A 25,576-nucleotide genomic window follows, 5' to 3' on the forward strand; every position below is an offset into this window, starting at 1 on the left:
ATGGACCCCTCGCTGGCCGCCCGCGCGCTGGCCGCCTCCACCGAGATCACCACGGCCGCGCTCTCCGGCGACGACCCGGACGCGGTGCTGCCGCTGGTGGTGCGCCGGGTGGCCGAGCTGGCCGAGGCGGACCTGGGGCTGGTCATGGTGCGCAACGACGACGGCGGGCTCACCGTGGAGGCCGCGCACGGGCGCAGCGAGGAGGACCCGGTCGGCGCCGTGCTGTCCCCGCGCTCGACGGCGGCCAGGGTGGCCCGCAGCGGGGTGCCGGTGGTGGTGGACGACCTCACCGCGGACCCGAGGACCGCGCCGTTCGTGCCCCGGGCGCTGCGCGGGTACGGGCCGTTCGCGGTGGCCCCGTTCGGCACCAGGGAGCAGCGGCTCGGCGCGCTCACGGTGTACCGGCGCAAGGGGGCCAAGCCGTTCGCCCAGTCCACCGTGGACGTGGTCAACTCCTTCGCGGTGCAGGCCGGGCTGGCCCTGGTGCTGGCCGAGGGCTCCACCGCGCGCCAGCGGATCGCGGTCTACCAGGAGCGCGAGCGGATCGCCCGCGACCTGCACGACGTGATCGTGCAGCGCCTCTACGCCGCCGGGGTGCAGCTGGAGCTGCTGGGCCGCAGGCTGGCCGGCCGGCTGGACGAGGCCGACGCGCACCGGATCGCGGACACCGTCGACGAGCTGGACAAGACCATCGCCGAGGTCAGGGCCACCGTGCGCACCCTGCGCTCGGCCGACCCGGACGGCGCGGACCGGGCGCCGGACCTGCTCGACTCCATCCAGGCGGAGATCGCCATCGCCGGTGAGCTGCTCGGCGTGCAGCCGAAGCTCCAGATCAACGGCGACCTCACCGCCATCCCCACCGCGGTGGCCGACCACGCGCGGGCCGCGCTGCGCGAGGCGCTGTCCAACGTGGTCCGGCACTCCGGCGCGCGCTCGGTGTGGGTGCGGGCCAACCGGGACGCCGACGGGCTGCGCCTGCAGGTCGCCGACGACGGCTGCGGCATCCCGCGCGGGGTCACCCGGCGCGGCCTGCGGCACATCGAGGAACGCGCGGCCGCCGCCGGTGGCCGGTGCCGGGTGGCCTCCTCGCCGCGCAGCGGGACCACGGTCAGCTGGGAAGTGCCACTGCCCTGAGCGGAGGACGGCCGCGGCTCCGTTCGACTGGGGACCAAACGGAGCCGCGGCCGGTTCTTGCAACGGGTTCGAGGGCCCCCAAGGTTCCCCCCGCGGTGAAGCCGGTCAACGACATTCACAGTCGTTGAGTTATTTCCCCCCTGTCTTCACCACCGTTGAAGCACTGCTAGGTAATCACATCGTGTCGAGCGATGTCAACAGCCGTGAAGATCCCGGCCGTTGTTTCTCTACCCGGGTGAAAGTAGGCTGGCCAGGTGGGTACTGGGGACAAGGCCGGTGAGGCGCTGCCGCCCTTCGCCGAGGCGTTGAACCTGCTGTTCGACAAGCGCAGGCGGGACGACGGCCGGATGTTCAGCAACGAGGACATCGCGGCCGCGGTCCGGGCGAACGGCGGTTCCATCACGCAGAGCTACATCTGGATGCTGCGCAACGGTCAGCGGGACGACCCCAAAGGCAGTCACATCCGGGCGCTGGCCGAGGCCTTCGGCGTGCCGGCCGGCTACTTCATGGACGCGCAGGTCCATGCCAGGGTCCGGGCCGAGCTGGTCGGCGAGGCACCGCCGAGCGAGGTGTCCCAGGTGCTGCTGCGGCGGGTGGACGAGCTGTCCCCGCAGCACCAGCACCTGATCATGGCCATGATCGACCACGTCAGGGACCTGGAAACACCGGAACCGGACCCGCGGTGACCGGACAGGGGGGACGACCGTGGTGGCGGCGGGGCGGCAGGCCGGCCGCGGCAGACACCGGGGAACCGGTGCTGCACGAGGCCGCGGTGGCCAGGGAGGTGACCGGTCTGGAGCTGCCGGATCCCTTCGACGTGCGGGAGCTGGTCCGGCTGGTCGCGGCGCGCAGGCAGCGCTCGATCGCCGTGCTGCCCTACCCGGCGCACGTGGTGGCACAGGCCCGCGCCCAGCACGAGCCACTCCCGTACGGCATGTGGCTCGCGGGTAGCCGGCAGGACTTCCTCTTCTACCGCGAGGACACCACCGCGATGCACCAGCAGCACGTCATCCTGCACGAGCTGGGCCACATCTGCCTGCGGCACCGCACCGAGTCGATCGACGACCTGGCCGCGGAAGAGGTCACCGGCGATCCGGCCACTGTGCTGCGCGCGGCCAAGCGCACCGTCTACACCGACCGGCAGGAGCGGGCGGCCGAACTGTTCGCCTACCTCGTCGAGGAACGAGCGGGTTCGCTGCACGGCGGCGCGGGCGCGCTCGACCGGGACCAGGACCGCGTCATCCGCCGCTACCGCTCGCTGCTGGAGGACTGACCGGTGATCGTCGCGCGCATCTCGCACGCCCTGGCGCTGCTCGTGGTGACCGCGGCGCTGATCTACTGGGTGCGGTCCTGGCGGCGGAACCCGCGGTCCGGGGTGGCCGCCATGTGCCAGGCGCTGTTCTGGCTCGACCTGGCGCTGCTCATCGGCTTCTTCCAGTACCAGCTGGTCGAGCTGATCGGGGTGCCCGCGCTGCAACAGCTCGTCCAGCACCTGGCCACCCTGGTCGCGGCCTACCAGCTCGGCGCGTTCACCCTGCACCTGCACCACGACGACGACACCGTGCCGCGCAAGGCAAGGCCGCGCCTGGTGCTGCTGCTCATGGCCGAGGTCTTCCTGGTCGTCTGCTACCTGCTGGGCCCGCTGCCCGAGGGCATCCCGGTGATCAACGCCCAGTACGGCGACCGCCCGTGGGTGGTGGAGTACCTGGTCGTGTTCGACCTCTACCTGGCCTGGGCGCTGCTGGACGTGGTGCTGTCCTCCTGGCGCAACGCCCGGCACATCCCCGGCCGCCACCTGCGGCGCGGGGTGAAGCTACTCGGCATCGGCAGCGCGTTCGGCCTGTTGTTCGTGGCGCACAAGCTCTTCTACAGCGTGGCGACGATCTTCGTGACGCTGCCCTGGGAAGAGCACGGCGCCGGTGGCATCGGCACGTTCACCGTGCTGGTCGCGGTGGTCACCGTCATCGCCGGGGTGCTCGTGCCGCCGATCGGCCCCAGGCTGGCCGCCCGGCAGACCCTCCGCCGGATCCAGCCGCTGTGGGCCGCGCTCACCGCGGCCGCCCCGCAACTGGTGTTCGCCCGCCCGCACCGGTACAGCACCGGCCTGCTGCACAACCGGGTGGTGGAGATCAGGGATGTGCTGATCGGCCCGCTCCAGCCCTACCTGCTGCCGGAGGTCGCCGACCGCGCGCGGCAGCTCGGCCGGGAACAGGGGCTGGCCGGCGAGGAGCTGCGGGCGGTCGCCGAGGCCGCGGTGATCGCGGTCGGCCTGCGTGCCTTCGAGCAGGGCCTGCCAGTGCGCACCGAGGCCCCCGTGGTGTTCACCAACCCCGACACCAGCGAGGATGAGGACGAACCGCTGTGGCTGAGCAAGGTCGCCGCCGCGTTCACCGGCTCCCCGATCGTGCGTACCGTCCTGAACGAGGTCAGCGAACACCATGAGCGCTCCGCCGAGCACTGACACCGCCCGCCCACTGGCCGCCCGGATCGCCACCGAGGTGCTCGCGCCCTGGGTCTGGGTGCTCGCGCTGCCGCTGCTGGTCGCCTGGCCGGCCACCGGCCACCAGCTCGGCGCGACCCTGCTGTGGGGCCTGGTCGTGGGTGTCACCGGTTCGGTCATCCCGATGCTGGTGATCCTGCGCGGCGCGAAGGCGGGCCGCTACGACACCCACCACGTGCACAACCGCGAGGGCCGCACCGTCCCGCTGCTGCTGTGCCTTGGCTCGCTCTCGGTCGGCTGGCTGATCCTGTTCCTCGGCCAGGCCCCGCACCAGCTGCTCTCGCTGGCCGCGGCCATGTTCGTCTCGCTGGTGGTCTGCGTGGCCATCACCCTTGGCGCGCGTTGGAAGATCTCGCTGCACGCCGCGGTGGCCGCGGGCGCGGTGGTGATGCTGGTGCTCACCTACGGCCCCTGGCTGTGGCTCGCCGCCCTGCTCGCCGCCTGGGTGATGTGGTCAAGGGTGGCCTTGCGCGACCACACCACCGGCCAGGTCCTCGTCGGCGCCGCCGTCGGGATCCTGGCCGGTGGTGGTGGTTACTGGGGACTCGAACTGGTGCTGGGCTAGAAGGTGATCGCCATCGCCGGGTCGGCCAGCAGCGCGCCGACGTCGGCCAGGAACCGCGAGCCCTGCTGCCCGTCCACCACCCGGTGGTCGAAGCTCAGCGCGAGCTGGCAGACCTTGCGCGGCACCACCTGGCCGTCCACCACCCACGGCATGTCCCTGATCGCGCCGAGGGCGAGGATCGCGGACTCACCGGGGTTGATGATCGGCGTGCCGGTGTCGATGCCGAACACGCCGATGTTGGTGATGGTGAACGTGCCGCCGACCATGTCCGAGGGCGCGGTCTTGCCGTCCCTGGCGGTGGCGGTGAGCTGTTCCAGCGCGAGACCCAGCTCCCGCAACGACATCGCGTCCGCGTCCCGCACCTTCGGCACCACCAGGCCGCGCGGGGTCGCCGCGGCGATGCCCAGGTGCACGTAGGACTTGTAGACGATCTCGTTGGCCGCGGCGTCCCAGCTGGCGTTCACATCCGGGGTCCGCTTGACCGCCAGGCACACCGCGCGGGCCGCGAAGGCCAGCGGAGTGATCTTGACGTCGCGGAACTCCGGGTGGTTCTTCAGCTTCGCCCGCAACTCCATCATCGGCGTGACGTCGACGGTGAGGAACTCGGTCACGTGCGGGGCGGTGAACGCGCTGTCCACCATGGCCTGCGCGGTCGCCTTGCGCACCCCGCGCACCGCCACCCTGCGCTCCCGCGTCGCCGGGTCGTAGCCCTGAGTGTCCACAGTGGACACCTCGGAACCGTTGCGGGCGGCGGCTTCCACGTCCTCGCGGGTGATCACGCCGTCCCGGCCGGAGCCGTTGAGCGCGCGCAGGTCCACGCCGAGCTCCTTGGCCAGCTTGCGCACCGGCGGCTTGGCCAGCGGCACGTAACCACCGGCGACCGGCTCCGGCGCGACCACTGGCTCCGGCGCGACCACCGCGGCCGGGGCGGCGGGCGCGGATCCCTTGCGCTGGCGGCGTTTCGCCGTCCCGGTGCGCGGCCCGTAGCCGACCAGGGTGGCGATCCGCCCGCCCGGCATCTCCTCGCCGATCTTGCCGGTGGAGCCGCCCGGTTCAGGCGCGGCCGTGCCACCGGGGTCAACGTCCACGGTGATGATCGGCACCCCGACCTCCACCGTGTCACCCGGCTGCGCGTGCAGCTCGGTGACCACCCCGGCGAACGGGCAGGGCAGCTCGACCGCGGCCTTGGCGGTCTCGATCTCCACGATGATCTGGTTCACCGTGACGGTGTCACCCGGCTTGACGTGCCAGGTCAGGATCTCCGCCTCGGTCAGCCCCTCACCGGTGTCGGGCAGGGGGAACTGCTTGAACTGCGGCATTGTGTCCCCTCACCAGCCCAGCGAGCGTTCGACGGCGTGCAGCACCCGGTCCAGGTCGGGCAGGAAGTCGTCCTCCAGCTTGCTCGCCGGGTACGGGGTGTCGAAGCCGGTGACCCGCAGGATCGGCGCCTCCAGCGAGTAGAAGCACTCCTCCTGCACCCTGGTGGTGATCTCCGAGGTGATCGAGGCCTCCGGCGGCGCCTCGCTGACCAGCACCAGCCGGCCGGTGCGGCGCACCGACTCGAACACCGGGCCCAGGTCCAGCGGGGACAGCGAGCGCAGGTCGATGACCTCCAGCTCAAGGCCTTCCTCGGCGGCCGCGGCCGCGGCTTCCAGGCAGGTTTTCACGGTCGGGCCGTAGCAGGCCACGGTCACCGTGGATCCCTTGCGCAGCACCCTGGAGGCGAACAGCGGGCCGGGCGTCACCGTGGTGTCCAGCTCGGCCTTCTCGTGGTAGCGCTGCTTGGGCTCGAAGAACAGCACCGGGTCGTCGCTGCGGATGGCCTGCTGGATCATCCAGTAGGCGTCCACCGGGTTGGCGCAGGCCACCACCTTCAGGCCCGCGGTGTGCGCGAAGTAGGACTCCGGCGACTCCGAGTGGTGCTCCACCGCGCCGATCCCGCCGCCGAAGGGCACCCGCACCACCACCGGCATCTTGATCTGCCCGCGCGAGCGGTAGTGCAGCTTGGCCAGCTGGGAGACGATCTGGTCGAAGCCGGGGAAGATGAACCCGTCGAACTGGATCTCGGCCACCGGCCGGTAGCCGCGCAGCGCCAGGCCGATCGCGGTGCCGATGATGCCGGACTCGGCCAGCGGGGTGTCGATCACCCGCTGCTCGCCGAAGTCCTTCTGCAGGCCGTCGGTGACCCGGAAGACGCCGCCCAGCTTGCCGACGTCCTCACCCAGCACCACCACCTTGGGGTCGGCGTCCATCGCCGCGCGCAGCCCCAGGTTGAGCGCCTTGCCGATGGTGACCTTCTGCGTCTTGGGCACGCTGGTCTCGGTGTTCCGGTCCATGGTCGGTGCTGCCATCAGTGCTCACCTCCGGGTGCACTCGTCGCGAAACCGTCCAGGTAGGACAGGTAGTCCGCGCGCTGCTTCTCCAGCTGCGCGGTCTCCTCGCTGTAGACGTGCTCGAACATCTGCGCGGGCGCGGGATCGGGCATGTTCACGCACTTGTCCCGCAGCTGCGCGGCCAGCTCGTCCGCCTCGGCCTGCACCGAGGCGAAGAACTCGCTGTCCGCCCACTGCTGGTGCACCAGGTAGACCTTGACCCGCTCGATCGGGTCCTTGAGCTTCCACATCTCCAGCTCGTCGGCCAGCCGGTAGCGGGTCGGGTCGTCGGAGGTGGTGTGCGCGTCCATCCGGTAGGTGAAGGCCTCGATCAGCACGGGACCGTTGCCGTTGCGGCACTCCGAGAGCGCCCACCTGGTCACCGCGAGCGAGGCCAGCACGTCGTTGCCGTCCACCCGGATGCCCTTGAAGCCGTAGCCGCGGGCCCGCTGGTAGAGCGGCACCCTGGTCTGGCGTTCCACCGGCTCGGAGATGGCCCACTGGTTGTTCTGGCAGAAGAACACCACCGGCGCGTCGTAGGCCGCCGACCAGACCATGCCCTCGTGCACATCGCCCTGGCTGGTCGCGCCGTCACCGAAGAAGACGATGGTGGCCTCGCCGTCGGGGTCGCCGACCACGCCGTCGAACTTCTGGCCCATCGCGTAGCCGGTGGCGTTGAGGCACTGGTTGCCGATTACGATGGTGTACAGGTGGAACCGCTTCTCCAGCGGGTTCCACGAGCCGTGGTCGGTGCCCCGGAAGATGCTCAGGATCTGCGCGGGGTCGATGTCCCGGCACCAGGCCACGCCGTGCTCCCGGTAGCTCGGGAACACCATGTCGGCCGGGTGCAGCGCGCGGCCGGCGCCGATCTGCGCGGCCTCCTGGCCCAGCAGCGGCACCCAGATGCCCAGCTGGCCCTGCCGCTGCAGCGCGTTGGCCTCCCGGTCGGCCCTGCGCACCAGCACCATGTCCCGGTACAGGCCGCGCAGCTCCTCGGCGGTGATGTCGATGTCGAAATCAGGGTGGTGCACCCGCTCGCCCTCCGGCGTCAGCAGCTGCACCAGGTCGGCGCCACCCGCATCGGTCTCCCGCAGACCCGCGATGACCTGTTCCGCGGTCGGTCGGGCTGCGGTGGCGGCGGGGACTCCGGGATGGGGCGCGTCCGGTTCACCCGCGCGGGGTTGCGTCCAGTACTCCGGCGACGACATGGCGTCATTCTCCTCGTCTACAAGGCCGCCCGACCGCTTGTGACGGTCGGGTGCGACGGCGCCGTCGATCGTCGCCACCACCTGGTTGAGATGGCGCGCTCGGCCGTCGGCGCTGACGGGTCGCTCACTCCATCCTGACATGCGCTCACCCATCCCAGTGAGCCTCGGCACACCGGAAGGGTCCGGTGACAGGTTGATCAAGAACTCAGCGCGACTGGACACCCACCCTGGGCAACATCCGACGATCCCCCTACCTTGCTCAGGGGTGTCGGCTGACTCGGCGGGAGACCACATGACCCAGCTCCGTCCACGGACACGGGGCAGAACCACCCTGTCCTGCCTGGTGATATGGGGAATGCTAAGCCCGCTGCTCGCCTGCGGCGATGAGCAACCCACCCCGTCCAGCCCGCCTGCGGCTGCCGGCCAACCGCCCACGCTGGTCGTCTACTCCGGGCGCACGGAGAAGCAGATCGGGCAGATCCTGGGCCGGATGGAGCAGGCCATTGGGGTGAAACTGGACGTCCGCTACGGCGACAGCGCCAAGCTCGCCGACCAGCTGGCCACCGAACGCCAGGACAGCCCGGCTGACCTGTTCATCTCCCAGGACGCGGGCGCGCTCGGCCTGCTGGAGAACAAGGATCTGCTGGCCGAGCTGCCGGATGAGATCCGGCAGGCGGTGCCCGGCGCCTACCGCTCGGTGGGCGGCCGGTGGGTCGCCCTCTCGGCCCGTGCCAGGGTCATCGCCTACGACTCGAAGCAGGTCAGCCCGGCCCAGCTGCCCACGAGCGCGGACGACCTGCTGCTGCCCAGATGGCGCGGGAAGATCGGCTATGCCCCGGGCAACGGCTCCTGGCACTCCTTCGTCACCGCGTTGCGCGTGCTGCGCGGCGAGGAGGGCGCGCGGACCTGGCTGACCAGGTTCAAGGGGAACAACCCGCGCCGCTTCGAGTCCAACTGGCCGATCCTGGACGCGGTGGACCGCGGCGAGGTCGCGCTGGGCCTGATCAACCACTACTACTGGTACGAGAAGGCGGCCCAGGTAGGCGCGGACAAGCTGCGCGCCCGCCTGCACCACGTCAGCGGCAACGACCCGGCCGCGCTGGTCAACATCGCCGGTGCCTGCGTGCTGCGCGGAGGCGATGCGCCCCTGGCGCACAAGGCGGTGGAGTTCCTGCTCTCCGAACCGGCCCAGCAGTTCTTCGCCGACCACATCGCCGAGTACCCGGTGCGCGCCGGGATCAGGTCGACCAAACACCGGCTGCCGCCGCTGGCCGAGATCAGCGGCCCTGACCTCAACCTCAACCGCCTGGCCAGCCTGCAGGAGTCGCTGAAGCTGCTGGCCGAGACCGGCCTCAGGTGAGCCAGCCCAGCAGCGTGGCCGCGTCCCGCCGGAACTGCGCGGGATCGTCGTCCACCACGAACTCCAGCAGCGCGTGCCGGGTGACCCCGTCCGCGGCCAGCTCGGCCAGCACCGGCTGCCACAGGTCGGGCCGCGCGTCCAGCGGCAGCCGCTCGTCGAAGCCGTCCGCGCCCCAGGAGAACACGTGCGCCGCGGTCACCGAGGGCAGCAGCGCGCGCACCTCGGTCAGGCACTCCGCGACCTCCGGCAGCTCCCTCGGCTGCCAGTAGGGCACCAGGTTCTCGTGGCCTGCCTCGGCGAACAGCTTCACCGCCGAGTCCAGCGTCTTGGTCAGCGTGTGCACGTGGAACTCCACCGCCACCCGGACACCCTCGGTCGCGGCCAGCTCGGCGCACCGCACCAGCTCGCTGACCACCCGCGCCCGGTGCGCGGCATCGGAGTCCTCCGGCGTGCGCTTGCCTGCCCAGACCCGGATGGTCGGCGCGCCAAGGGCGACCGCGGTGCGCAGCACGTCGTCGAAGACCTCCGGCGCGGCGTCCCCGGCGTCGAAGTAGGAGCCGTAGCCCTCCACGGACAGCCCGGCCGCGGTGGTGGCCGCGCCCACCGCCCGCGCGGTGCCGAGCTCGCCGAGCGGCACGTGCACGTCCCCGGCCCAGCTGATCGCCGACAACCCGGCCGCCGCGGTCAGCTGCACGACCTCGGTCGCGGCCAGCTGCCGGAAGGTCACCGACACCACACCCGGAACGATCACAAGCCCTCCCTCGACTCAACCACCGGCCAATGACGCTAACGATAACCGTTATCATTCACAACCATGGCTGTCAGGACTCCCGTCACCGTGCTCTCCGGCTTCCTCGGCAGCGGCAAGACCACGCTGCTCAACCACGTGCTGGCCAACCGGGAAGGCCTGCGGGTCGCGGTGGTGGTCAACGACATGAGCGAGATCAACATCGACGCGAGCCTGGTCGCCGCCAAGGCCAGGCTGGACCGCACCGAGGAACGCCTGGTCGAGCTGACCAACGGCTGCATCTGCTGCACGCTGCGCGCCGACCTGCTGGACACCGTCGGCGAGCTGGCCAAGGGCGGTCGCTTCGACCACATCCTGATCGAGTCCACCGGCATCTCCGAGCCCATGCCGGTGGCCGCGACCTTCGAGTGGACCTTCGAGGACAACACCAGCCTGGCCGACGTGGCCCGGCTGGACACCATGGTCACCGTGGTCGACGCCTCGACCTTCCTGGCCGAACTGCGCGACGGCCAGGCCCTTGCCGAACGCGACATCGCCGCCACCGAGGACGACGAACGCGGCATCGCCGACCTGCTGATCGACCAGGTCGAGTTCGCCGACACCCTGATCATCAACAAGACCGACCTGGTCACCCCGGCCGAGCTCGGCCTGCTGGAAGACCTGCTGACCAAACTCAACCCCAGCGCCCGCCGCCTGCGCACCCAGCACGGCGTGATCGCGCCGAGCGAGATCCTCAACACCGGCCGCTACAACCCGGACACCGCGGCCCAGTACCCCGGCTGGGCCCAGGAGCTCTCCGGCACGCACCTGCCGGAGACCGAGGAGTACGGCATCAGCAGCACCACCTACCGCGCCGACCGCCCCTTCCACCCCGAACGCCTCGCCGAAGCCCTGTCGGACTGGACAGACCTGTTGCGCAGCAAGGGATTCTGCTGGCTCGCCACCCGCCCCGAGATCATGGCCCTGTGGTCCCAGGCAGGCCCCAACCTGACCATCGACCCGGCCGCGCTGTGGTCAGAATCGGACGGCCCGCGCGGCCAGGAGATCGTCTTCATCGGCCAGCACCAGCCCCCCGACGAGCCCTACCGCCGCCTGGACCCGGCCCTGCTCACCGACGAAGAACTGGCCGCCGGTCCAGACACCTGGCGCGCGCTGCCGGACCCGTTGCCGCAGTGGGACGTCGAGGACCTGCACGTTCACTGACACCCGCAGGAGCGCCGGTGCACGAACCGGGCAGGCAGCCGCACCGTGCGCGGCGCCCGCTCCGGCTCGGCGATCCGCGCCAGCAGCATCCGCACCGCCGTCCGCCCGATCTCCTCCACCGGCTGCGCCATCGTGGTCAGCGGCGGGTCTACCAGATCCGCCCACTCCACCTCGTCGTAGCCCACCAGCGCCAGGTCCCGCCCGGCCCGCAGGCCCAGCTCGCGCAGCGTGCGCAACACCCCGACCAGCATCGCGTTGTTCCCGGTGACCACCGCCGTCGGCGGCTCCGGCAGCGCCAGCAACCGGCGCAACGCGGTCCCCGCCGGCCCGATCGCCGACTCGCCGGAGACGACCAGCGACTCGTCCACCGGCAACCCGGCCCGGCCCAGCCCGAGCCGGTACCCGTGCACCCGCTCGCTGGTCGTGGTCAGCCCGGCCGCCCCGCTGACCAGCCCGATCCGCCGGTGGCCGAGCTCGGCCAGGTGCCCGACCAGCGCCGCGGCCGCGCCCGCGTTCTCCGGCCCCACCTGGTCCAGCAGCCCGTGGCTGGGCAGCCGGTCGATCAGCACCACCGGCGTGCCCAGCTGCCGCAGCTCCGGCAGCAAGGCCCCGGAGGCCCCGGCCGAGGGCGTCAGCAGCAGCCCGTCCACCCGGCGGGAGCGCAACGCGCGCACCGCGGCCTGCTCGGCCGAGGGCTCGTCGTGGGTGTCGATCAGCAGCAGGGTGAACCCGGCCGCGCTGGCCTCGCTCTCCACCGCCTGGATCAGCTCGGCGAAGTACGGGTTGGCCACCAGCGAGATGGCCACGCCCAGCGAGCGGGTGCCGCCGGTGACCAGCGAGCGGGCGATCGCGTTGCCGGTGTAGCCGGTTCTGGCCACCGCGTCCAGCACCCTGGCCCTGGTCTCCCCGGCCACCGTTCTGGTGCCGTTGACCACGTGCGACACCGTCGTGATCGACACGCCCGCCAGCTCGGCGACGTCCCGCATGGTCACCATCGGTTCCACCTTCCGCAAGCGCTTGCGCAAACGCTTGCCGCTAGTGAACCCGCTCACTACCGTTGCGCGCCACACGCTTGTTGGAGGCAGCCATGGGACGACGAGGTCCACAGTTGGTCGCACTGCTCGCCACCGGCGCCATCGCCATGGCCGGCACTGCCTGTTCCAGCCAGAAGGCCACCGATGGCCGGGGCAACGACGACGGCAAGGTCAAGATCGGGCTGGTCACCAAGACCGACAGCAACCCGTTCTTCGTCGCCCTGCGCGAGGCGGCCAAGGCCCAGGCGGGCAAGGACGGCGCCGAGCTGATCGCGCTGGCCGGCAAGTTCGACGGCGACAACGAAGGCCAGGTCGCCGCGCTGGAGAACCTGGTGCAGCAGGGCGTGGACACCATCCTGGTCACGCCCAGCAACTCCACCGGCATCCTCGGCGCGATCAAGAAGGCCAGGGAGAAGGGCATCCTGGTGATCGCCCTGGACACCGAGACCGACCCCAAGGACGCGGTCGACGCCACCTTCGCCACCGACAACATCCAGGCCGGGCGGTTGCAGGGCCAGTACGTCAAGGCCGCGCTCGGCGACCGCGCCCCGCAGCTGCTGATGCTCGACGGCAGCCCCGGCGGCACCGTGGACGAGCAGCGGCACAAGGGTTTCCTGGAGGGCCTCGGCCTGACCGAGACCGACCCGAAGGTGCTCGGCAAGGAAGCCACCAACGGCGACCAGAACAAGGCCCAGCAGGCCATGGAGAACCTGCTCCAGCGCGCCACCTCGGTCAACGCCGTCTACACCATCAACGAGCCCGCGGCCCGGGGCGGTTTCGCCGCGCTGCAGGCCAAGGGCCTCGCGGACAAGGTCGTGGTCGGCTCCATCGACGGCGGCTGCCAGGGCGTGCGCGATGTCAAGGACGGCAAGTACGCGCTCACCGTGATGCAGTTCCCGAAGAAGATGGCCGAGGACGGCGTCAAGGCCGGGGTCGAGTTCACCAAGAGCGGCAAGAAGCCCAGCGGCTTCACCAACACCGGCACCACCGTGATCGCGGACAAGCCGGTGCCCGGCATCGACAGCAAGGACACCGCCTGGGGCCTGCAGAACTGCTGGGGCTGACCATGAAGACCCTCGTCCTGCGCACCCCGGCCCTCGGCCCGGCCCTCGCGCTGCTGGCCGCGGTGCTGCTGTTCTCCGTCACCACCGACACCTTCGCCACCACGGACAACCTGTCCCTGGTCGTGCAGCAGTCGCTGGTCATCGGCACCCTCGCGCTCGGCCAGACCCTGGTCATCCTCACCAGCGGCATCGACCTGGCCAACGCGGCCATCGCGGTGCTCGGCACCCTGCTGATGGCCCAGCTCGTGCTCGGCGGCACCTCCGCCCCGCTCGCGCTGCTGATCGGCATCGGGGTGGCGGTGGGCATCGCCGCGATCACCGGCGGGGTGGTCACCGGCATCAGCCTGCCCCCGTTCATCGTCACCCTGGGCATGCTCACCATCGTCACCGCCGCGGCCCGCATCTACGCCGAGGGCCAGAGCTACCCGGTCACCGACGAGCTGCTCACCTTCCTCGGCACCCGGCAGTACCTCTTCGGCCAGATCGAGGTCACCGTCGGCATGGGCCTGGCGCTGGTGATGTACCTGGTGGCCTGGTACGCGCTGACCCGCACCGCCTGGGGACGGCACGTCTACGCGGTCGGCAACGACGCCGAGGCCGCGCGGCTGTCCGGCATCAAGGTCCGGCGCACCGTGCTCAGCGTCTACCTGGTCGCCGGGCTGGTCTACGGCATCGCCGCCTGGCAGGCGCTGGGCCGGGTGCCCAACGCCGACCCCAACGCCTTCCAGACCGGCAACCTGGACTCGATCACCGCGGTGGTGCTGGGCGGCACCAGCCTGTTCGGCGGCCGGGGCAGCGTGCTCGGCACCCTGGTCGGCGCGCTCATCGTCGCGGTGCTGCGCTCCGGCCTCACCCAGGCCGGCATCGACAGCCTCTACCAGGACGTCGCCACCGGCGTGCTGGTGATCGTCGCGGTCGCCGTCGATCGCTTCTCCCGAGGGAGGAACCAGTGACCCCGGTGCTCCAGGCCCGTGGCCTGGTCAAACGCTACGGCAAGGTGACCGCGATCAACGGGGCCGACTTCGACCTGGCACCAGGCGAGGTGCTGGCCGTGGTCGGCGACAACGGCGCGGGCAAGTCCAGCCTGATCAAGGCGCTCTCCGGCGCGCTGGTCCCGGACGAGGGCGAGATCCGCCTGGACGGCGAGCTCGTCCGCTTCACCGGCCCGCTGGACGCGCGCAGGCACGGCATCGAGACCGTCTACCAGAACCTGGCGCTGGCCCCGGCCCAGGACATCGCCAGCAACCTGTTCCTCGGCCGGGAACGCCGCCGCGCCGGTGTGCTCGGCTCGGTGTTCCGGCTGCTGGACACCAAGGGCATGCGGGCGGAGGCGGCCAGGGTGCTCGGCGAGCTCGGCATCGGCGTCAACTCGATGTCGCAGACCGTGGAGACCCTCTCCGGCGGCCAGCGCCAAGGCGTGGCGGTGGCCCGCGCGGCCGCCTTCGGCAACCGCGTGGTGATCATGGACGAGCCGACCGCCGCGCTCGGCGTGGCCGAGTCCGGCAAGGTGCTGGAACTGATCAACCGGATCCGCGAGCGCGGCCTGCCGGTGGTGCTGATCAGCCACAACATGCCGCACGTGTTCGACATCGCGGACCGCATCCACGTGCACCGCCTCGGCAAGCGGGTCGCGCTGGTCTCGCCGGGGGAACGCACCATGAACGAGGTGGTCGGCCTGATCACCGGCGCGCTGCGGGTGGCGGAGGACGGGCAGCTCGCCGAGGTCACGCACGCGGTGACCACCGGGCTGCGGACGGGGGAGACCGGCACGTGATCGCGGAGTTCACCGAGCTGGTGGCCAGGGCGGCACAGCTGGCCGCGGACGGGCGGCGCCGGGTGCTCGGCATCGCGGGCGCCCCCGGCGCGGGCAAGTCCACCCTGGCCCAGCGGCTGGCCGAAGCCCTGGGCGAGCGGGCCGTGCTGGTCGGCATGGACGGCTTCCACCTGGCCCAGCGCGAGCTGGAGCGGCTGGGCCGGGCCGAACGCAAGGGCGCCCCGGACACCTTCGACGCGCACGGCTACCTCGACCTGCTCCGGCGGCTGCGCGCCAACGGCCCGGACACCCCAGGCGCGGTCACCGTCTACGCGCCGGAGTTCCGCAGGGAGATCGAGGAGCCGGTGGCCTGCGCCGTCCCGGTCAGCCCGGACATCCCGCTGGTGATCACCGAGGGCAACTACCTGCTGCTGGCCGAACCACCCTGGTCAGGGGTGCGGACCGCGCTGGACGAGGCCTGGTTCCTGGCCCCGGCCGAGGACCTGCGGCTGAGCAGGCTGATCGCCCGGCACCGCGCCTTCGGCCGCACCGAGTCCCAGGCCCGGCTGCGCGCGCTCGGCTCGGACCAGGACAACGCGATCCGGGTGAACTCCACGCACGAGCGCGCCGACCTGGTGCTGCACGGAATCAGTTCGAGTCTTTCCTGAGCCCGGCCTCGTCGGACTCCTCGTGCATCGGCCGCCGCATCTCCTGCCGGTACCGGTACACGCCGTAGCTGGTGCCCACGATGAAGAAGGCGACAAACCCGATCACCGCCACCGTCTGCAGCCACGGGTACCGGTTGAGCAGGCCTGCCGCGTAGTAGCCGAGCAGGATCAGCACCGGCGACCAGGTCACCGCGCCGGTGATGGTCGCCCAGGTGAACCGCTTGCGGTCCATCCCGGCCGCGCCCGCGATCGCCGGGGCCAGCGTGCGCACCCAGGGCAGCCAGCGCGCGGCCACGATCGCCCAGAACCCGTACTTGTCCAAGAAGTCCTTGGCCCGGTCCAGGTTCTGCTGGTTGAGCACCTTGCCGCCCTCACGGGCCAGCATCTTCGTGCCGGTCTTCGCACCGACGAAGTAGCCGAACTCGTTGCCCAGGATGGCCACCAGCGTGCTCACCCCGGCCAGCGCCCAGGCGTCGATCGGCCGGTCGTGGTTGGCCAGCACCACACCCGCGGCGAACAGCAGCGAGTCGCCGGGCAGGAACAGGCCGATGATCAGGCCGCACTCGGCGAAGATGAACGTGGTCACGATGATCCACACCAGCGCCGGACCCGCCGAGTCCAGCGGTGACCAGGCCAGTGTGACGGACACACCTTCCGGGCTCATCACTTCGAGACTACGGGGATCCTGGCGAACACATCATCGACATTTTCCGTCTCGTGCGCGTGTTTCTGTGGAACTACCGTGGACGGGTGAACGATCGGGTGAAAAGCGTCGAACTGCTTGACCAGCTCCACCGGGCCCTCGGTGCGGACGGGGTCATCACCGACCCGGACGTCACCGACAGCTACCGCCGGGACATGATGCCGCTCGCGCCGCACGGCGCGCCGCTGGCCGTCGTGCTGCCCGGCGACACCGCGCAGGTCCAGGCCGTGGTCAGGGCCTGCGCGGCGGCAGGCGCCCCGATCGTGCCGCGCGGCGCGGGCAGCGGCCTCTCCGGCGCGGCCAACGCGGTCGACGGCTGCGTGGTGCTGGCCACCACCAGGATGAACCGCATCCTGGAGATCGACCCGGACAACCGGCTCGCCGTGGTCGAACCCGGCGTGGTCAACCTGGACCTGCGGCACGCCGTGGAGAAGGAAGGCCTGTTCTACCCGCCGGACCCCTCCAGCTACGACTGGTGCACCATCGGCGGCAACGTGGCCACCAACGCGGGCGGCCTGTGCTGCGTGAAGTACGGCGTGACCACCGACTCGGTGCTCGGCCTCGAGGTGGTGCTGGCCAGTGGCGAGCTGCTGCGCACCGGCCGCCGCACGGTCAAGGGCGTGGCCGGCTACGACCTGACCAAGCTGTTCGTCGGCAGCGAGGGCACCCTCGGCGTGGTCACCCAGGCCACCCTGGCGCTGCGCCCGCTGCCGCAGGCCCCGGCCACCATGGTCGCCGCCTTCCCGTCCACCGAGGCCGCGGGCGCCGCGGTCACCGGTGTGGTGCGCGAGGGCCTGGTCCCGTCCCTGATGGAGATCATGGACGCGGCCTCCATCCGCGCGGTCGAGGCGCACCTGAACACCGAGCTGGGCGCGGGCAGCGGCAGCGCGGCCCTGCTGATCTGCCAGTCCGACGCGGGCGGCGAGGTGGCCAGGCGGGAGCTGGCGAAGATCGAGCAGCTGTGCCTGGCCGCGGGCGCCGAGCTCGCCTACGTCACCACCGACCTGGCCGAGGGACAGCTGCTGCTGACCGCCCGCCGCGCGGTGCTCGGCGCACTGGAGGTCTACGGCGCCTGGCTCACCGACGACGTGTGCGTGCCGCGCACCAGGATCGCCGAGCTGATCAGCGGCTGCGCCGCGATCAGCGCCCGCAGGGACCTGCTGATCGCGGTGGTCGGGCACGCCGGCGACGGCAACATGCACCCCACCATCGCCTACGACCCGGCCGATGCGGACCAGTTCGCCCGCGCCAAGCTCGCCTTCGACGAGATCCTGGAGGTCGGCCTGGCCCTCGGCGGCACGGTCACCGGCGAACACGGCATCGGCAAGATCAAACGGGAGTGGCTGGCCAGGGAGATCGGCGAGGTCGGCCTGGCCGCGCACCGGGCGATCAAACGCGCGCTGGACCCGGAGAACCTGTTCAACCCGGGTTCGATGTTCGCGCTGGACTGACCACCATGTCCAGGAACCGGTTCAGGTAGGCGCGGGCCTGCTCGGGCGCGTGCCGCGCCGGGTCCATCAGCATCAGGTAGGTCACCACCCCGGCCAGGCTTTCCAGCAGCATCTCCAGGTCCAGCTCCGGCGGCAGCTCACCGTGTTCCTGCAACAGCCGGAGCAGCTGCATCGCGATGTCCTTGCGCGGCCGCACGTAGTTCTCCGCGTAGGCCCGCATCAGCTCGGGATGGTCGGTCGCGGCCCCGGCCAGCCGCCCGATCAGCTGCCGGAACCGGTCGTCGCTGGTCGCCTGCACCATGATCTCCACCAGCTTGGCCCTGGTGACCTCGCCGTCAGCGAACATGGCCAGCGCATCGGCCGGGCTGAGGAAGCTGTCCCTGCCGAACTCGATCGCCTGCGCCAGCAGCAGCTCCTTGCTCGCCCACCGCCGGTACACGGTGAGCCGGGCGACCCCGGCGCGCCTGGCGATCTGCTCGATGCTGGCGCCCTCCACCCCACCCTCGATGAACAGGTCGAGGGCGGCGCGCAGGATCGCCGTGTCCGTCTCCGGATCACGCGGACGGCCCCTCACCCGGCCCGCCCGGTCCGCAGCACCATCTCCAACCACCGGTGCAGCTTCGCTGGATCCGGCCGCCCACGCCAGCCCAGGTGCGCGTCCGGCCGCACCAGCCACACCTGCTCGCCCGGCCGGTCCAGCAGCACCACCTCGTCCCCGAGCAGCTCCCGCACCACCGCCGCCACCGGCTCGTGCCTGCCCAGCAGCGCCCACCGCCCGCGCAGCTCCGCATGCAGCCGGGTCGCCGAACCGTCCACCCGGCGGCAGGCCAGGTCCGGCACCCGCTGCCCAGGCCGCAGCCCCACCGTCCAGGGCGCGAACCGCCACGGCGCCAGCGGCCCGCGCCGGTAGTGCGTGTCCAGCTGGGAGGCGGCCCTGGCCAGCCGCCGCTGCACCGGAGCCAGGTTCACCAGCGGCGCGGCCACCCGGTCCCGCAGGAACCGCCGCAGCCGCCCCTGCCCGAGCACCAGCCGGGTCAGGCCGGTGGTGCTCTCCAGCACCGCCGCCGCGATCGGCCGCCGCTCGGCCTCGTAGGTGTCCAGCAGCGCCGGATCCGCCCGGCCCGCCGCCACCAGCGCCAGCTTCCAGCCCAGGTTGTCCGCGTCCCCGATCCCGGTGTTGAGCCCCTGCCCGCCGAACGGGCTGTGGATGTGCGCGGCGTCCCCGGCCAGCAGCACCCGGCCCCGCCGGTAGGTGTCGGCCAGCCGGCGGTGCACGCGGAACACCGAGGTCCACAGGGCTCCGTCGAAGCGCACCCCGTGGTAGCCGGTGCGCGCGGGCAGGATCTCGCTCATCCGCCCCAGCACGTCATCCGCCTCGACCGCCCGGTCGTAAGGCGCGACCAGCCGCCACAGGTTCGGCTCGGGCAGCGGGAACGCGGCGAACACCCCGTCCGGGCTGATCCAGGCGGACGCGGTGTCCCTGGGCAGCCCCCAGTCCAGGTGCACGTCGGCGAGCAGGAAGTTCTCCACCACCCGCTCTCCGGGAAAGCCGAACCCGCCCAGCCGTCGCACCGCGCTGCGCGCCCCGTCGCAGCCGACCACCCAGTCCGCGCGCACGGTCTCGGTGCCCCCGCCGTGCCGGAGCGACACCTCCCCGCCCCGCCCGTCCTGCGCCAGCCCGACCACCTCGTGCCCCCACTCGACCTTGCCGCCCAGCCGCGCCAGCAACGCCCGCAACTCCCCCTCCACCGCCGCCTGCGAGATCAGCAGGGTCCGGTGCCTGCTGGCCAGCCGCACCTGGTCAACCCGGATCCGGGCCAGCTCCACCCCGCGCACGTTGACGCTGACCCCGGCCACCCGGACCGCCCGCTCCGGCAGATCCGCCAGCGCCCCCAACCGATCCAGCACCTCCACACCCCTCGGATGCAGCCCCAGCGCCCGCGAGGTCACCGAGGCCGCCCGGGCCTGGTCGACCACCCGCACCGGCACCCCTCGGCTCAGCAGCGAACAGGCCAACGTCAACCCGGTAGGCCCAGCCCCGACCACCAGCACCGCTGCGTCCACCAGGACCCCCAATTAGTTAACAGCACTGTACTGTTTACAAATGTAGCCCAGAAAAACGCCCCGTGCCGGAACAGGCACGGGGCGTTCGTCAGCGAAGGTCAGATCTTGGGGATCACCTGGGTGTGCGACTCACCGATGTCCGGCAGCTTGCGCCGCTTCCGCCGCTCCCGGATGAACTCGAAGATGATCGGCAGGATCGAGAGGAACACGATCAGGATCAGCGCCGCTTCGATGTTGTTCTTCACCAGCGGCACGTTGCCCAGCGCCGCCCCGAGGAAGGTCAGCCCCGCGGCCCAGGCGATACCGCCGACGACCGAGTAGGTGAAGTACTTCTTCGGATCCATCCGGCCGATCCCGGCCACCGCGGTGATGAATGTCCGCACCACCGGCACAAAGCGGGCCAGGATGATCGCCCGAGCCCCGTACCGCTCGAAGAACTCATGCGTCTTCGCCGCGTACTCCGGCTTGAAGATCTTGGAGTTGGGCCGGTTGAACAACGTCGGCCCAGCCTTCCACCCGATCCAGTACCCCACCGCGTTGCCCAGGATGCCCGAGATGGTCAGCAACACCGCGACAACCCAGGTCGGCACCCCGAACGCGCCGTTGACCGCGAAGAACCCCGCGATGAACAACAGCGAGTCGCCAGGCAGGAAGAACGCGAAGGCCCCGCACTCGGCGAACACGATGAGGCACAGACCGATCAGCGCGAAGTGCCCCATTTGCTGGATGAGGTAGACCGGATCCAGCCAGTCGATCCCGAAGAGAGCGAGCGGCACGGCCGTACTCGTAACGGTCGTCACCCCGACAACGGTACAGGGACACCCACCGCAACCCCGTCGCGGTCTACCACGCCCACCCCGCCGCCAACCCCAACGCCACGCCCAAAACCCACCCCCACCAGCCCCAACCACCCGACAAACCGGACATTGTGACCATCCTCGCCCCAGCCCCCCGACCGCGAACCGTCACGCCCCGTCCCACCGCAACCGCCTGCCCCTGGTGCCCCGCAGTCCCGTGCAACCGCTCGGCCCCGTGCCCCCGCCTGCCCCCCTGTGCGGCCACCCATTCGGACCGCTGAAACCTCCAGACCCGGGGCCGCAGCCTCACGACCTGCCCACGAATCCCCCGCCCAACCGCGAACGATCACACGCCACCAGCCAAGCTGCCCCCGGCTCCCCGGCTCCCCGGCTCCCCGGCTCCCCGGCTCCGCCGCCAACTCCCGCCCAGCGCAGCCCGCCAGCCGCCGCCACTTCCGCCTACCCACCACCGGTCACCGGTCACCGGCCGCTGGCCCACCCGGGCCAAGCCCGGCACCCAACCGATTCCGGCTCTGCCCGCTCCGGTCGCCGCCCTGCCCGCTCCATCCCTGACCCGCTCAACCGCGCCCGGCCCTGCCCCGCCGGACTCAGCCACGAGCCCCCCACCCCAGCCCCCGAACCCGCCCCTACACGCTCCGCAACCACTGCCACTGCCCTCCGCGCCCGCCCGAGGGGGACCCCCCGACATCAACGCTACCGCCCGCTCCCGACAAAACGGCAGCTCAAAGCCCCCAAGATCCGAACTTATCCACAAGTCCCCGCTTATCCACAGCCCACGACCACCGCGCTTGATGCTGACCCAAAGTCACGGCAGGCTGATCCCAGGCGCCCACTCCAACACCCACCATCAGCCCCGGCCCCCAGAACCGGAGGTGATCACCAGAGCGTGAGCACACCCATCACCGCGCCCGCGGTCAGTCCAAGGAGCACGGCGAACAACAGCAACACCCAGACCGGCAGTGACGGCGGTGGCAGACCGATGCCACGGGCCGAGGTGAACCGGTCCGTCGGTCCGGTGTCCCTCCCCAGCGGAAGCACCGGCATCGGCGGGAAGGGAGCTTCGGCCGGAGGCATGCTCGGGCTGCCCGCTGCCTGGGCGCGCAGGGCGTCAGCGAGCAGCTTCTCCGGATTGTCCGAGGCGGCCACAGCAACACCGTAGTGCGGTGCGGTGCGGCTGAGGGCTCAGGACACCCACTCGCCGCGGTGCAGCACCCGTGCCGGGCGCAGTCCAGCGTCCAGCACGACCAGGTCGGCGGACAGGCCCGCGCTGATCGAGCCGGTCACCTTGGTCAGCCCGAGCAGGCCGGCCGGCCGGGTCGAGCAGGCGGTTGCCGCGTCGGTGACGCTGAGGCCGCACTCCAGGACCAGGTTGCGGAAGGCCGCGTCCATGGTCAGGGTGCTGCCGGCCAGGGAACCGCCGCCGGCGAGCGTTGGCACGCCGTCGGTCACGGTGACCTCCAGGCCGCCGACGTCGTACACGCCGTCGCCGACACCGGCGGCCGCGATGGCGTCGGTGATCAGGACGGTGCGTCCCAGTCCGGCGTGCCGGGCGGCGAGGCGGATCGTGGTCGGGTGCAGGTGCACCAGGTCGCAGATCAGCTCGACGGTGACCCGCTCGTCGTCCAGCAGGGCGCCGATCGGGCCGGGCTCGCGGTGGTGCAGCGGGCGCATGCCGTTGAACAGGTGCGTGGCCACGGTCGCTCCGGCGTCCACGGCCGGGCGGACCTGGGCCTCGGTGCCGTCGGTGTGGCCGATGGCGGCGATGACCTCCTGGTCGACGAGCTGGCGGACGGCGTCCACGCCGTTGTCCAGCTCGGGGGCCAGGGTCACCATGCGCACGGTGCCGCGACCGGCGTCCAGCAGGGTCTGCACATCGGCCTTGGCCGGCGGCCGCAGGATTGCCGGGTCGTGGGCGCCGCAGCGGGCCGCGGACAGGAACGGGCCCTCCAGGTGCACGCCCGCGAGCAGGCCGTCCTGGGTGAGTTCGGCCAGCGCCGCGATCTGCCGGGACATGTCCGGGATCGGCCCGGACACCAGGCTCGCGAGCAGGGTGGTGGTGCCGTGCCGCCGGTGGGCGGTGGCGGCCTTGAGCACCCGCTGCTGATCGGGGTTGGAGAAGGACTCGCCGCCGCCGCCGTGGCAGTGGATGTCCACGAAGCCGGGGACCACCCACTGGCCGGAGACGTCGACGACCTCCTCGGTCGCGCCCTGCCCGTTGGCCGAGCCCGCGCCGACCTCGGTGATCAGTCCGCCCTCGACCCGAACCCAGCCGTCATCGAGCACACCACCGGGAGTGACGACCTTGCCGCCGACGAGTTTCATCAACCCTCCAACAGGTCCATGGCCAGCAGCGCGGCTCCGAGGCAGCCCGCCTCGTCACCCAGCGCCGCCAACCGCAGTTCGGGTCGGCGCTGGAACGAGATGAGCTCGTCCAGCCGGTCGCCAAGGGGGGCGAGCAGCAGCTCTCCCGCCATGGCCAGGCCACCACCCAGGACCACGGCCTGCAACCCGAGCAGGGTGGTCAACAGGATCACGGCCTGAGCCAGTGCCTCGACCGCCTCCGCCCAGACCGCGGCGGCGTCGGGGTCGCCCGCGCGGACCGCGTTGGCGACGTCGACCGCGCCGTGCACGGGGCGGCCGGTGCGTTCGGTGTAGCGGCGGGCCACCGCCGCGGAGGAGGCGCGCAGTTCCAGGCAGCCGTGCTGGCCGCACCCGCACAGCTCGCCGGCGCCAAGGGAGAGGTGGCCGACCTCGCCCGCGTAGCCACCGCCGGAGTGCAGTCGGCCGCCGAGTACCAGGGCGGCGGCGATGCCGGTGCCGATGGGCATGACCACGGCGTCGGTGAAGCCGCGCGCCGCGCCCAGCCGGGACTCGGCGAGGCCGCCCGCGCGCACGTCGTGGTCGAAGACCACCGGCAGGCTCAGCCGGTCGCTCAGGGCGGCACGGAACGGGTAGTCACGCCAGCCGAGGTTGGCCGAGAACACGCCCACCCCGGCTTCGGCGTCCACGATGCCCGGCACCACGACGCCGACCGCCTCGACCGGATTCGCCGCGGTCGCCGACCAGCTCTTGACCAGCTCGGCGATCAGGCTGACCAGGGCATCCGCGGTCTCCGTGCCGGTGCTGCCACGCGGCGTGGCGCGCCGCAGCCGGTCCACGACCGCGGGCGCGGCGGGGTCACCCTGGACCAGGGCTGCCTTGATGTCGGTGCCGCCGACGTCGACGGCGACCACGGTTCGCGAGCTGGGCACAGCTCGAATCCTGGGGCATGCGGCGTCTCTGGTCTAGACCTCTGCGTGAAGGACGCAGGGTGGAATGCCACAAATTGCGCGTGAGAGCGTTTCCAAGCGCGATTTCGCGTGCCTCAGCGTGACTGTCCGTGATCGGTGACCTCGGGCTGGTGTCGCACGGAGAAGCGCCACGAAGGCTGGCGCTGCGGTGAGCGCGCGGGATGGTGCCGAGCCGCGCGGGCAGGCAGCCACGTCACCCAGGCATGCAGGGCTGCGCGAATCGACGTGCGAATCGACGCGCGGGGCGACGACCGTGCTGACGAGCGCGCCGTGGCCGGTGCAACATGCCGCGAGCGCGGCTTCGCTCTGGCACACGCCAGCGAGTGCGATCTCGCTCTGGCACACGCCAGCGAGTGCGGCTTTGGCCGGGGCGTAGGTCAGCGAGTGCGGCTTTGCCGTGGTGGCAAGCGCCAGCGTCCATGATTTCGCCTTGGCAGCAGGTGTCCGCGAGCGTGGTTTTGCCGAGGCGGCACGCGCCCGCGAGTGCGGCTTTTCCCAGGTGGCATGTGCCAGCGAGCGTGGTTTTGCCCAGGCGGCACAGCGCGAGGCTTTGCCTGGCACAGCCGCCGAGAGCGCGTCCCGGTCAGCCCTGGAGGACCTTCTGCAGCGCGTCCAGGGCGCGGCTGGCCGTGGACTTCACGGTGCCGCGGGAGATGCCGGTGGACTCGGCGATCTCCTGTTCGGACAGGCCGCCGTAGTACCGGAGCACCAGGACCTCGCGTTGGCGGGGTGGGAGCTGGCCCAGGGCGCTGACCACGGCCTGGTGTTCGGCGGTCAGCATGGCCAGCGACTCGGCCGAGCGGGCCGTGGTCAGGTGCGGGGGCTGGTACTCGCGGGCGGTCTTGCGGCGGCGGAGCACCGAGCGGCTGCCGTTGACCACCGCGGTGCGCAGGTAGCCGACGGCGGCCGCGCCGTCGCGCAGGCCGCCCCAGTTGCGGTGCAGGCCGGTGAAGGCCTCCTGCACCACGTCCTCGGCGGTGGCCGGGTCGTCGACCAGCAGGATGGCCAGGCGGACCAGGCGCATCCGGTGTTGGCGGTACAGGTCTTCCAAGGTCAGCGGCGCCTCGGGAGCCTGGACACCACCGGTTTTCGGTGTGTTGCCGTCCAGGGTCCGGAGATGGCTGAAGGTGCGCTCGACCGTCTGTTCGACGTTCGGCGCCTGGCTCCCGGTGGCACGGCTGTCCCCGCGCGGCGCGTCCCAACCCACGCAGAGCAAGGTACTCGCGCTGGTCAAGCCCCGGCGATCTCGGTGCCTGGGATCACCTGGCCGGTGCCGGACCGGTGATCGGCCGCGCGAGTAGGTTCGGCCTGTCGCCCCGCCGGCCGGTGGCGGGGGTTTGGCGAGGAGGGGCGCGATGGCGCGGTTCGTGGTGGAGTGGGTCTTCGGGACCAACCGGGACGAGCGGCTGGCGGTTCGGCCCGCGCACCGGGAGTGGGCTGCTGAGCAGGCCAAACAGGGTGTGCTGCTGGCGGGTGGGCCGTGGGCCAACGACACCGGCGCCCAGGTCGTGCTGGAGGCGGCCGATCGGGCGGAGCTGGCGAAGATCCTGGCCACTGACCCGTACGCCGATGCCAACGTGATCGCCGAGACCCGGATCCGGGAGTGGAACGTGGTCGCCGGCGCGTGGATCGCGGGCTGAG

The 25,576-nt window shown here is 71.6% G+C and carries 26 protein-coding genes; 13 read left to right on the forward strand and 13 right to left on the reverse strand.

Going from position 1 to position 25,576, the window contains the following annotated elements:
• From ACWDY5_RS10480 to ACWDY5_RS10500, 5 genes are all read left to right on the forward strand, one after another.
• A complete protein-coding gene (locus tag ACWDY5_RS10480) occupies nt 1–1,134 on the forward strand; it encodes a GAF domain-containing protein (RefSeq protein WP_449722076.1) in 1,134 nt (377 codons plus the stop codon).
• A gap of 254 nt (nt 1,135–1,388) precedes the next feature.
• Complete coding sequence (locus tag ACWDY5_RS10485) at nt 1,389–1,820, forward strand: helix-turn-helix domain-containing protein (protein ID WP_449721978.1); 432 nt, start codon at nt 1,389–1,391, stop codon at nt 1,818–1,820.
• Entirely contained in the window at nt 1,817–2,407 is a 591-nt protein-coding gene (locus tag ACWDY5_RS10490) for an ImmA/IrrE family metallo-endopeptidase (RefSeq protein ID WP_449721979.1), read from the forward strand. The genes ACWDY5_RS10485 and ACWDY5_RS10490 overlap by 4 nt, the downstream gene beginning before the upstream one ends.
• 3 nt (nt 2,408–2,410) lie before the next feature.
• Nucleotides 2,411–3,595 (forward strand): MAB_1171c family putative transporter, encoded by a 1,185-nt coding sequence (locus tag ACWDY5_RS10495; protein ID WP_449721980.1) that lies wholly within the window; start codon nt 2,411–2,413, stop codon nt 3,593–3,595.
• A complete protein-coding gene (locus tag ACWDY5_RS10500) occupies nt 3,573–4,199 on the forward strand; it encodes a phosphatase PAP2 family protein (protein WP_449721981.1) in 627 nt (208 codons plus the stop codon). Before ACWDY5_RS10495 ends, ACWDY5_RS10500 begins: the two co-directional genes overlap by 23 nt.
• Here the strand turns inward: ACWDY5_RS10500 and ACWDY5_RS10505 are convergent.
• Genes ACWDY5_RS10505 through pdhA form a run of 3 tightly spaced genes read right to left on the reverse strand, consistent with a single transcriptional unit; the run spans nt 4,196 to nt 7,779 of the window.
• Complete coding sequence (locus ACWDY5_RS10505; RefSeq protein WP_449721982.1) at nt 4,196–5,518, reverse strand: dihydrolipoamide acetyltransferase family protein; 1,323 nt, start codon at nt 5,516–5,518, stop codon at nt 4,196–4,198. The two genes, ACWDY5_RS10500 and ACWDY5_RS10505, sit on opposite strands and share 4 nt — an antisense overlap.
• A 9-nt stretch (nt 5,519–5,527) precedes the next feature.
• Nucleotides 5,528–6,550, reverse strand: coding sequence for an alpha-ketoacid dehydrogenase subunit beta (locus tag ACWDY5_RS10510; RefSeq protein ID WP_449721983.1), 1,023 nt, complete (start codon nt 6,548–6,550; stop codon nt 5,528–5,530).
• Nucleotides 6,550–7,779 carry a pyruvate dehydrogenase (acetyl-transferring) E1 component subunit alpha gene (gene pdhA, locus ACWDY5_RS10515; protein WP_449721984.1) on the reverse strand — a complete coding sequence of 410 codons (1,230 nt, stop codon included), beginning with the start codon at nt 7,777–7,779 and terminating at the stop codon, nt 6,550–6,552. The genes ACWDY5_RS10510 and pdhA overlap by 1 nt, the downstream gene beginning before the upstream one ends.
• A gap of 355 nt (nt 7,780–8,134) precedes the next feature.
• Here pdhA and ACWDY5_RS10520 point away from each other — a divergent pair, with 355 nt between their 5' ends.
• Nucleotides 8,135–9,139: an extracellular solute-binding protein gene (locus ACWDY5_RS10520; protein ID WP_449721985.1), complete on the forward strand. Its 1,005-nt coding sequence runs from the start codon at nt 8,135–8,137 to the stop codon at nt 9,137–9,139.
• Here ACWDY5_RS10520 and ACWDY5_RS10525 read toward each other — a convergent pair.
• Nucleotides 9,132–9,890: a sugar phosphate isomerase/epimerase family protein gene (locus ACWDY5_RS10525; RefSeq protein ID WP_449721986.1), complete on the reverse strand. Its 759-nt coding sequence runs from the start codon at nt 9,888–9,890 to the stop codon at nt 9,132–9,134. The two genes, ACWDY5_RS10520 and ACWDY5_RS10525, sit on opposite strands and share 8 nt — an antisense overlap.
• Nucleotides 9,891–9,953: 63 nt before the next feature.
• Here ACWDY5_RS10525 and ACWDY5_RS10530 point away from each other — a divergent pair, with 63 nt between their 5' ends.
• On the forward strand, nt 9,954–11,090 hold the full coding sequence (locus ACWDY5_RS10530; protein WP_449721987.1) for a GTP-binding protein: 1,137 nt from the start codon (nt 9,954–9,956) through the stop codon (nt 11,088–11,090).
• Here the strand turns inward: ACWDY5_RS10530 and ACWDY5_RS10535 are convergent.
• Nucleotides 11,084–12,085 (reverse strand): LacI family DNA-binding transcriptional regulator, encoded by a 1,002-nt coding sequence (locus ACWDY5_RS10535; RefSeq protein ID WP_449721988.1) that lies wholly within the window; start codon nt 12,083–12,085, stop codon nt 11,084–11,086. The two genes, ACWDY5_RS10530 and ACWDY5_RS10535, sit on opposite strands and share 7 nt — an antisense overlap.
• A 146-nt stretch (nt 12,086–12,231) precedes the next feature.
• Here ACWDY5_RS10535 and ACWDY5_RS10540 point away from each other — a divergent pair, with 146 nt between their 5' ends.
• Genes ACWDY5_RS10540 through ACWDY5_RS10555 form a run of 4 tightly spaced genes read left to right on the forward strand, consistent with a single transcriptional unit; the run spans nt 12,232 to nt 15,609 of the window.
• On the forward strand, nt 12,232–13,188 hold the full coding sequence (locus ACWDY5_RS10540; RefSeq protein ID WP_449722077.1) for a substrate-binding domain-containing protein: 957 nt from the start codon (nt 12,232–12,234) through the stop codon (nt 13,186–13,188).
• Nucleotides 13,189–13,190: 2 nt separating this feature from the next.
• Nucleotides 13,191–14,141 carry an ABC transporter permease gene (locus ACWDY5_RS10545; protein WP_449721989.1) on the forward strand — a complete coding sequence of 317 codons (951 nt, stop codon included), beginning with the start codon at nt 13,191–13,193 and terminating at the stop codon, nt 14,139–14,141.
• Nucleotides 14,138–14,962, forward strand: a complete 825-nt coding sequence (locus tag ACWDY5_RS10550) for an ATP-binding cassette domain-containing protein (RefSeq protein WP_449721990.1) — start codon at nt 14,138–14,140, stop codon at nt 14,960–14,962. The genes ACWDY5_RS10545 and ACWDY5_RS10550 overlap by 4 nt, the downstream gene beginning before the upstream one ends.
• Nucleotides 14,962–15,609 (forward strand): nucleoside/nucleotide kinase family protein, encoded by a 648-nt coding sequence (locus ACWDY5_RS10555; RefSeq protein WP_449722078.1) that lies wholly within the window; start codon nt 14,962–14,964, stop codon nt 15,607–15,609. The genes ACWDY5_RS10550 and ACWDY5_RS10555 overlap by 1 nt, the downstream gene beginning before the upstream one ends.
• Here ACWDY5_RS10555 and ACWDY5_RS10560 read toward each other — a convergent pair.
• The gene (locus tag ACWDY5_RS10560) at nt 15,590–16,273 is read right to left on the reverse strand and encodes a DedA family protein (protein ID WP_449721991.1); all 684 of its coding nucleotides are present in this window, start codon (nt 16,271–16,273) and stop codon (nt 15,590–15,592) included. The two genes, ACWDY5_RS10555 and ACWDY5_RS10560, sit on opposite strands and share 20 nt — an antisense overlap.
• 86 nt (nt 16,274–16,359) lie before the next feature.
• Here ACWDY5_RS10560 and ACWDY5_RS10565 point away from each other — a divergent pair, with 86 nt between their 5' ends.
• A complete protein-coding gene (locus tag ACWDY5_RS10565) occupies nt 16,360–17,763 on the forward strand; it encodes an FAD-binding oxidoreductase (RefSeq protein ID WP_449721992.1) in 1,404 nt (467 codons plus the stop codon).
• Here the strand turns inward: ACWDY5_RS10565 and ACWDY5_RS10570 are convergent.
• The 7 genes from ACWDY5_RS10570 to ACWDY5_RS10600 all read right to left on the reverse strand — a co-directional run bounded on the left by ACWDY5_RS10570 (nt 17,732) and on the right by ACWDY5_RS10600 (nt 25,142).
• Nucleotides 17,732–18,337, reverse strand: a complete 606-nt coding sequence (locus tag ACWDY5_RS10570; RefSeq protein ID WP_449721993.1) for a TetR/AcrR family transcriptional regulator — start codon at nt 18,335–18,337, stop codon at nt 17,732–17,734. The genes ACWDY5_RS10565 and ACWDY5_RS10570 overlap by 32 nt on opposite strands.
• A complete protein-coding gene (locus ACWDY5_RS10575; protein ID WP_449721994.1) occupies nt 18,334–19,827 on the reverse strand; it encodes an FAD-dependent monooxygenase in 1,494 nt (497 codons plus the stop codon). Before ACWDY5_RS10575 ends, ACWDY5_RS10570 begins: the two co-directional genes overlap by 4 nt.
• A gap of 98 nt (nt 19,828–19,925) precedes the next feature.
• Nucleotides 19,926–20,627: a DedA family protein gene (locus tag ACWDY5_RS10580; RefSeq protein WP_449721995.1), complete on the reverse strand. Its 702-nt coding sequence runs from the start codon at nt 20,625–20,627 to the stop codon at nt 19,926–19,928.
• Nucleotides 20,628–21,521: 894 nt separating this feature from the next.
• Nucleotides 21,522–21,791 carry a hypothetical protein gene (locus tag ACWDY5_RS10585; RefSeq protein ID WP_449721996.1) on the reverse strand — a complete coding sequence of 90 codons (270 nt, stop codon included), beginning with the start codon at nt 21,789–21,791 and terminating at the stop codon, nt 21,522–21,524.
• A gap of 36 nt (nt 21,792–21,827) precedes the next feature.
• Nucleotides 21,828–22,967: an N-acetylglucosamine-6-phosphate deacetylase gene (nagA, locus tag ACWDY5_RS10590; protein ID WP_449721997.1), complete on the reverse strand. Its 1,140-nt coding sequence runs from the start codon at nt 22,965–22,967 to the stop codon at nt 21,828–21,830.
• The gene (locus ACWDY5_RS10595; protein WP_449721998.1) at nt 22,967–23,896 is read right to left on the reverse strand and encodes an ROK family protein; all 930 of its coding nucleotides are present in this window, start codon (nt 23,894–23,896) and stop codon (nt 22,967–22,969) included. The genes nagA and ACWDY5_RS10595 overlap by 1 nt, the downstream gene beginning before the upstream one ends.
• A 622-nt stretch (nt 23,897–24,518) precedes the next feature.
• Nucleotides 24,519–25,142: an RNA polymerase sigma factor gene (locus ACWDY5_RS10600; protein ID WP_449721999.1), complete on the reverse strand. Its 624-nt coding sequence runs from the start codon at nt 25,140–25,142 to the stop codon at nt 24,519–24,521.
• A gap of 148 nt (nt 25,143–25,290) precedes the next feature.
• Between ACWDY5_RS10600 and ACWDY5_RS10605 the strand changes: the two genes are divergently transcribed.
• Complete coding sequence (locus ACWDY5_RS10605) at nt 25,291–25,575, forward strand: YciI family protein (protein ID WP_449722000.1); 285 nt, start codon at nt 25,291–25,293, stop codon at nt 25,573–25,575.
• The last annotated feature ends 1 nt before the right edge of the window (nt 25,576 follow it).

The sequence above is a fragment of the Crossiella sp. NPDC003009 genome, from assembly GCF_053591555.1.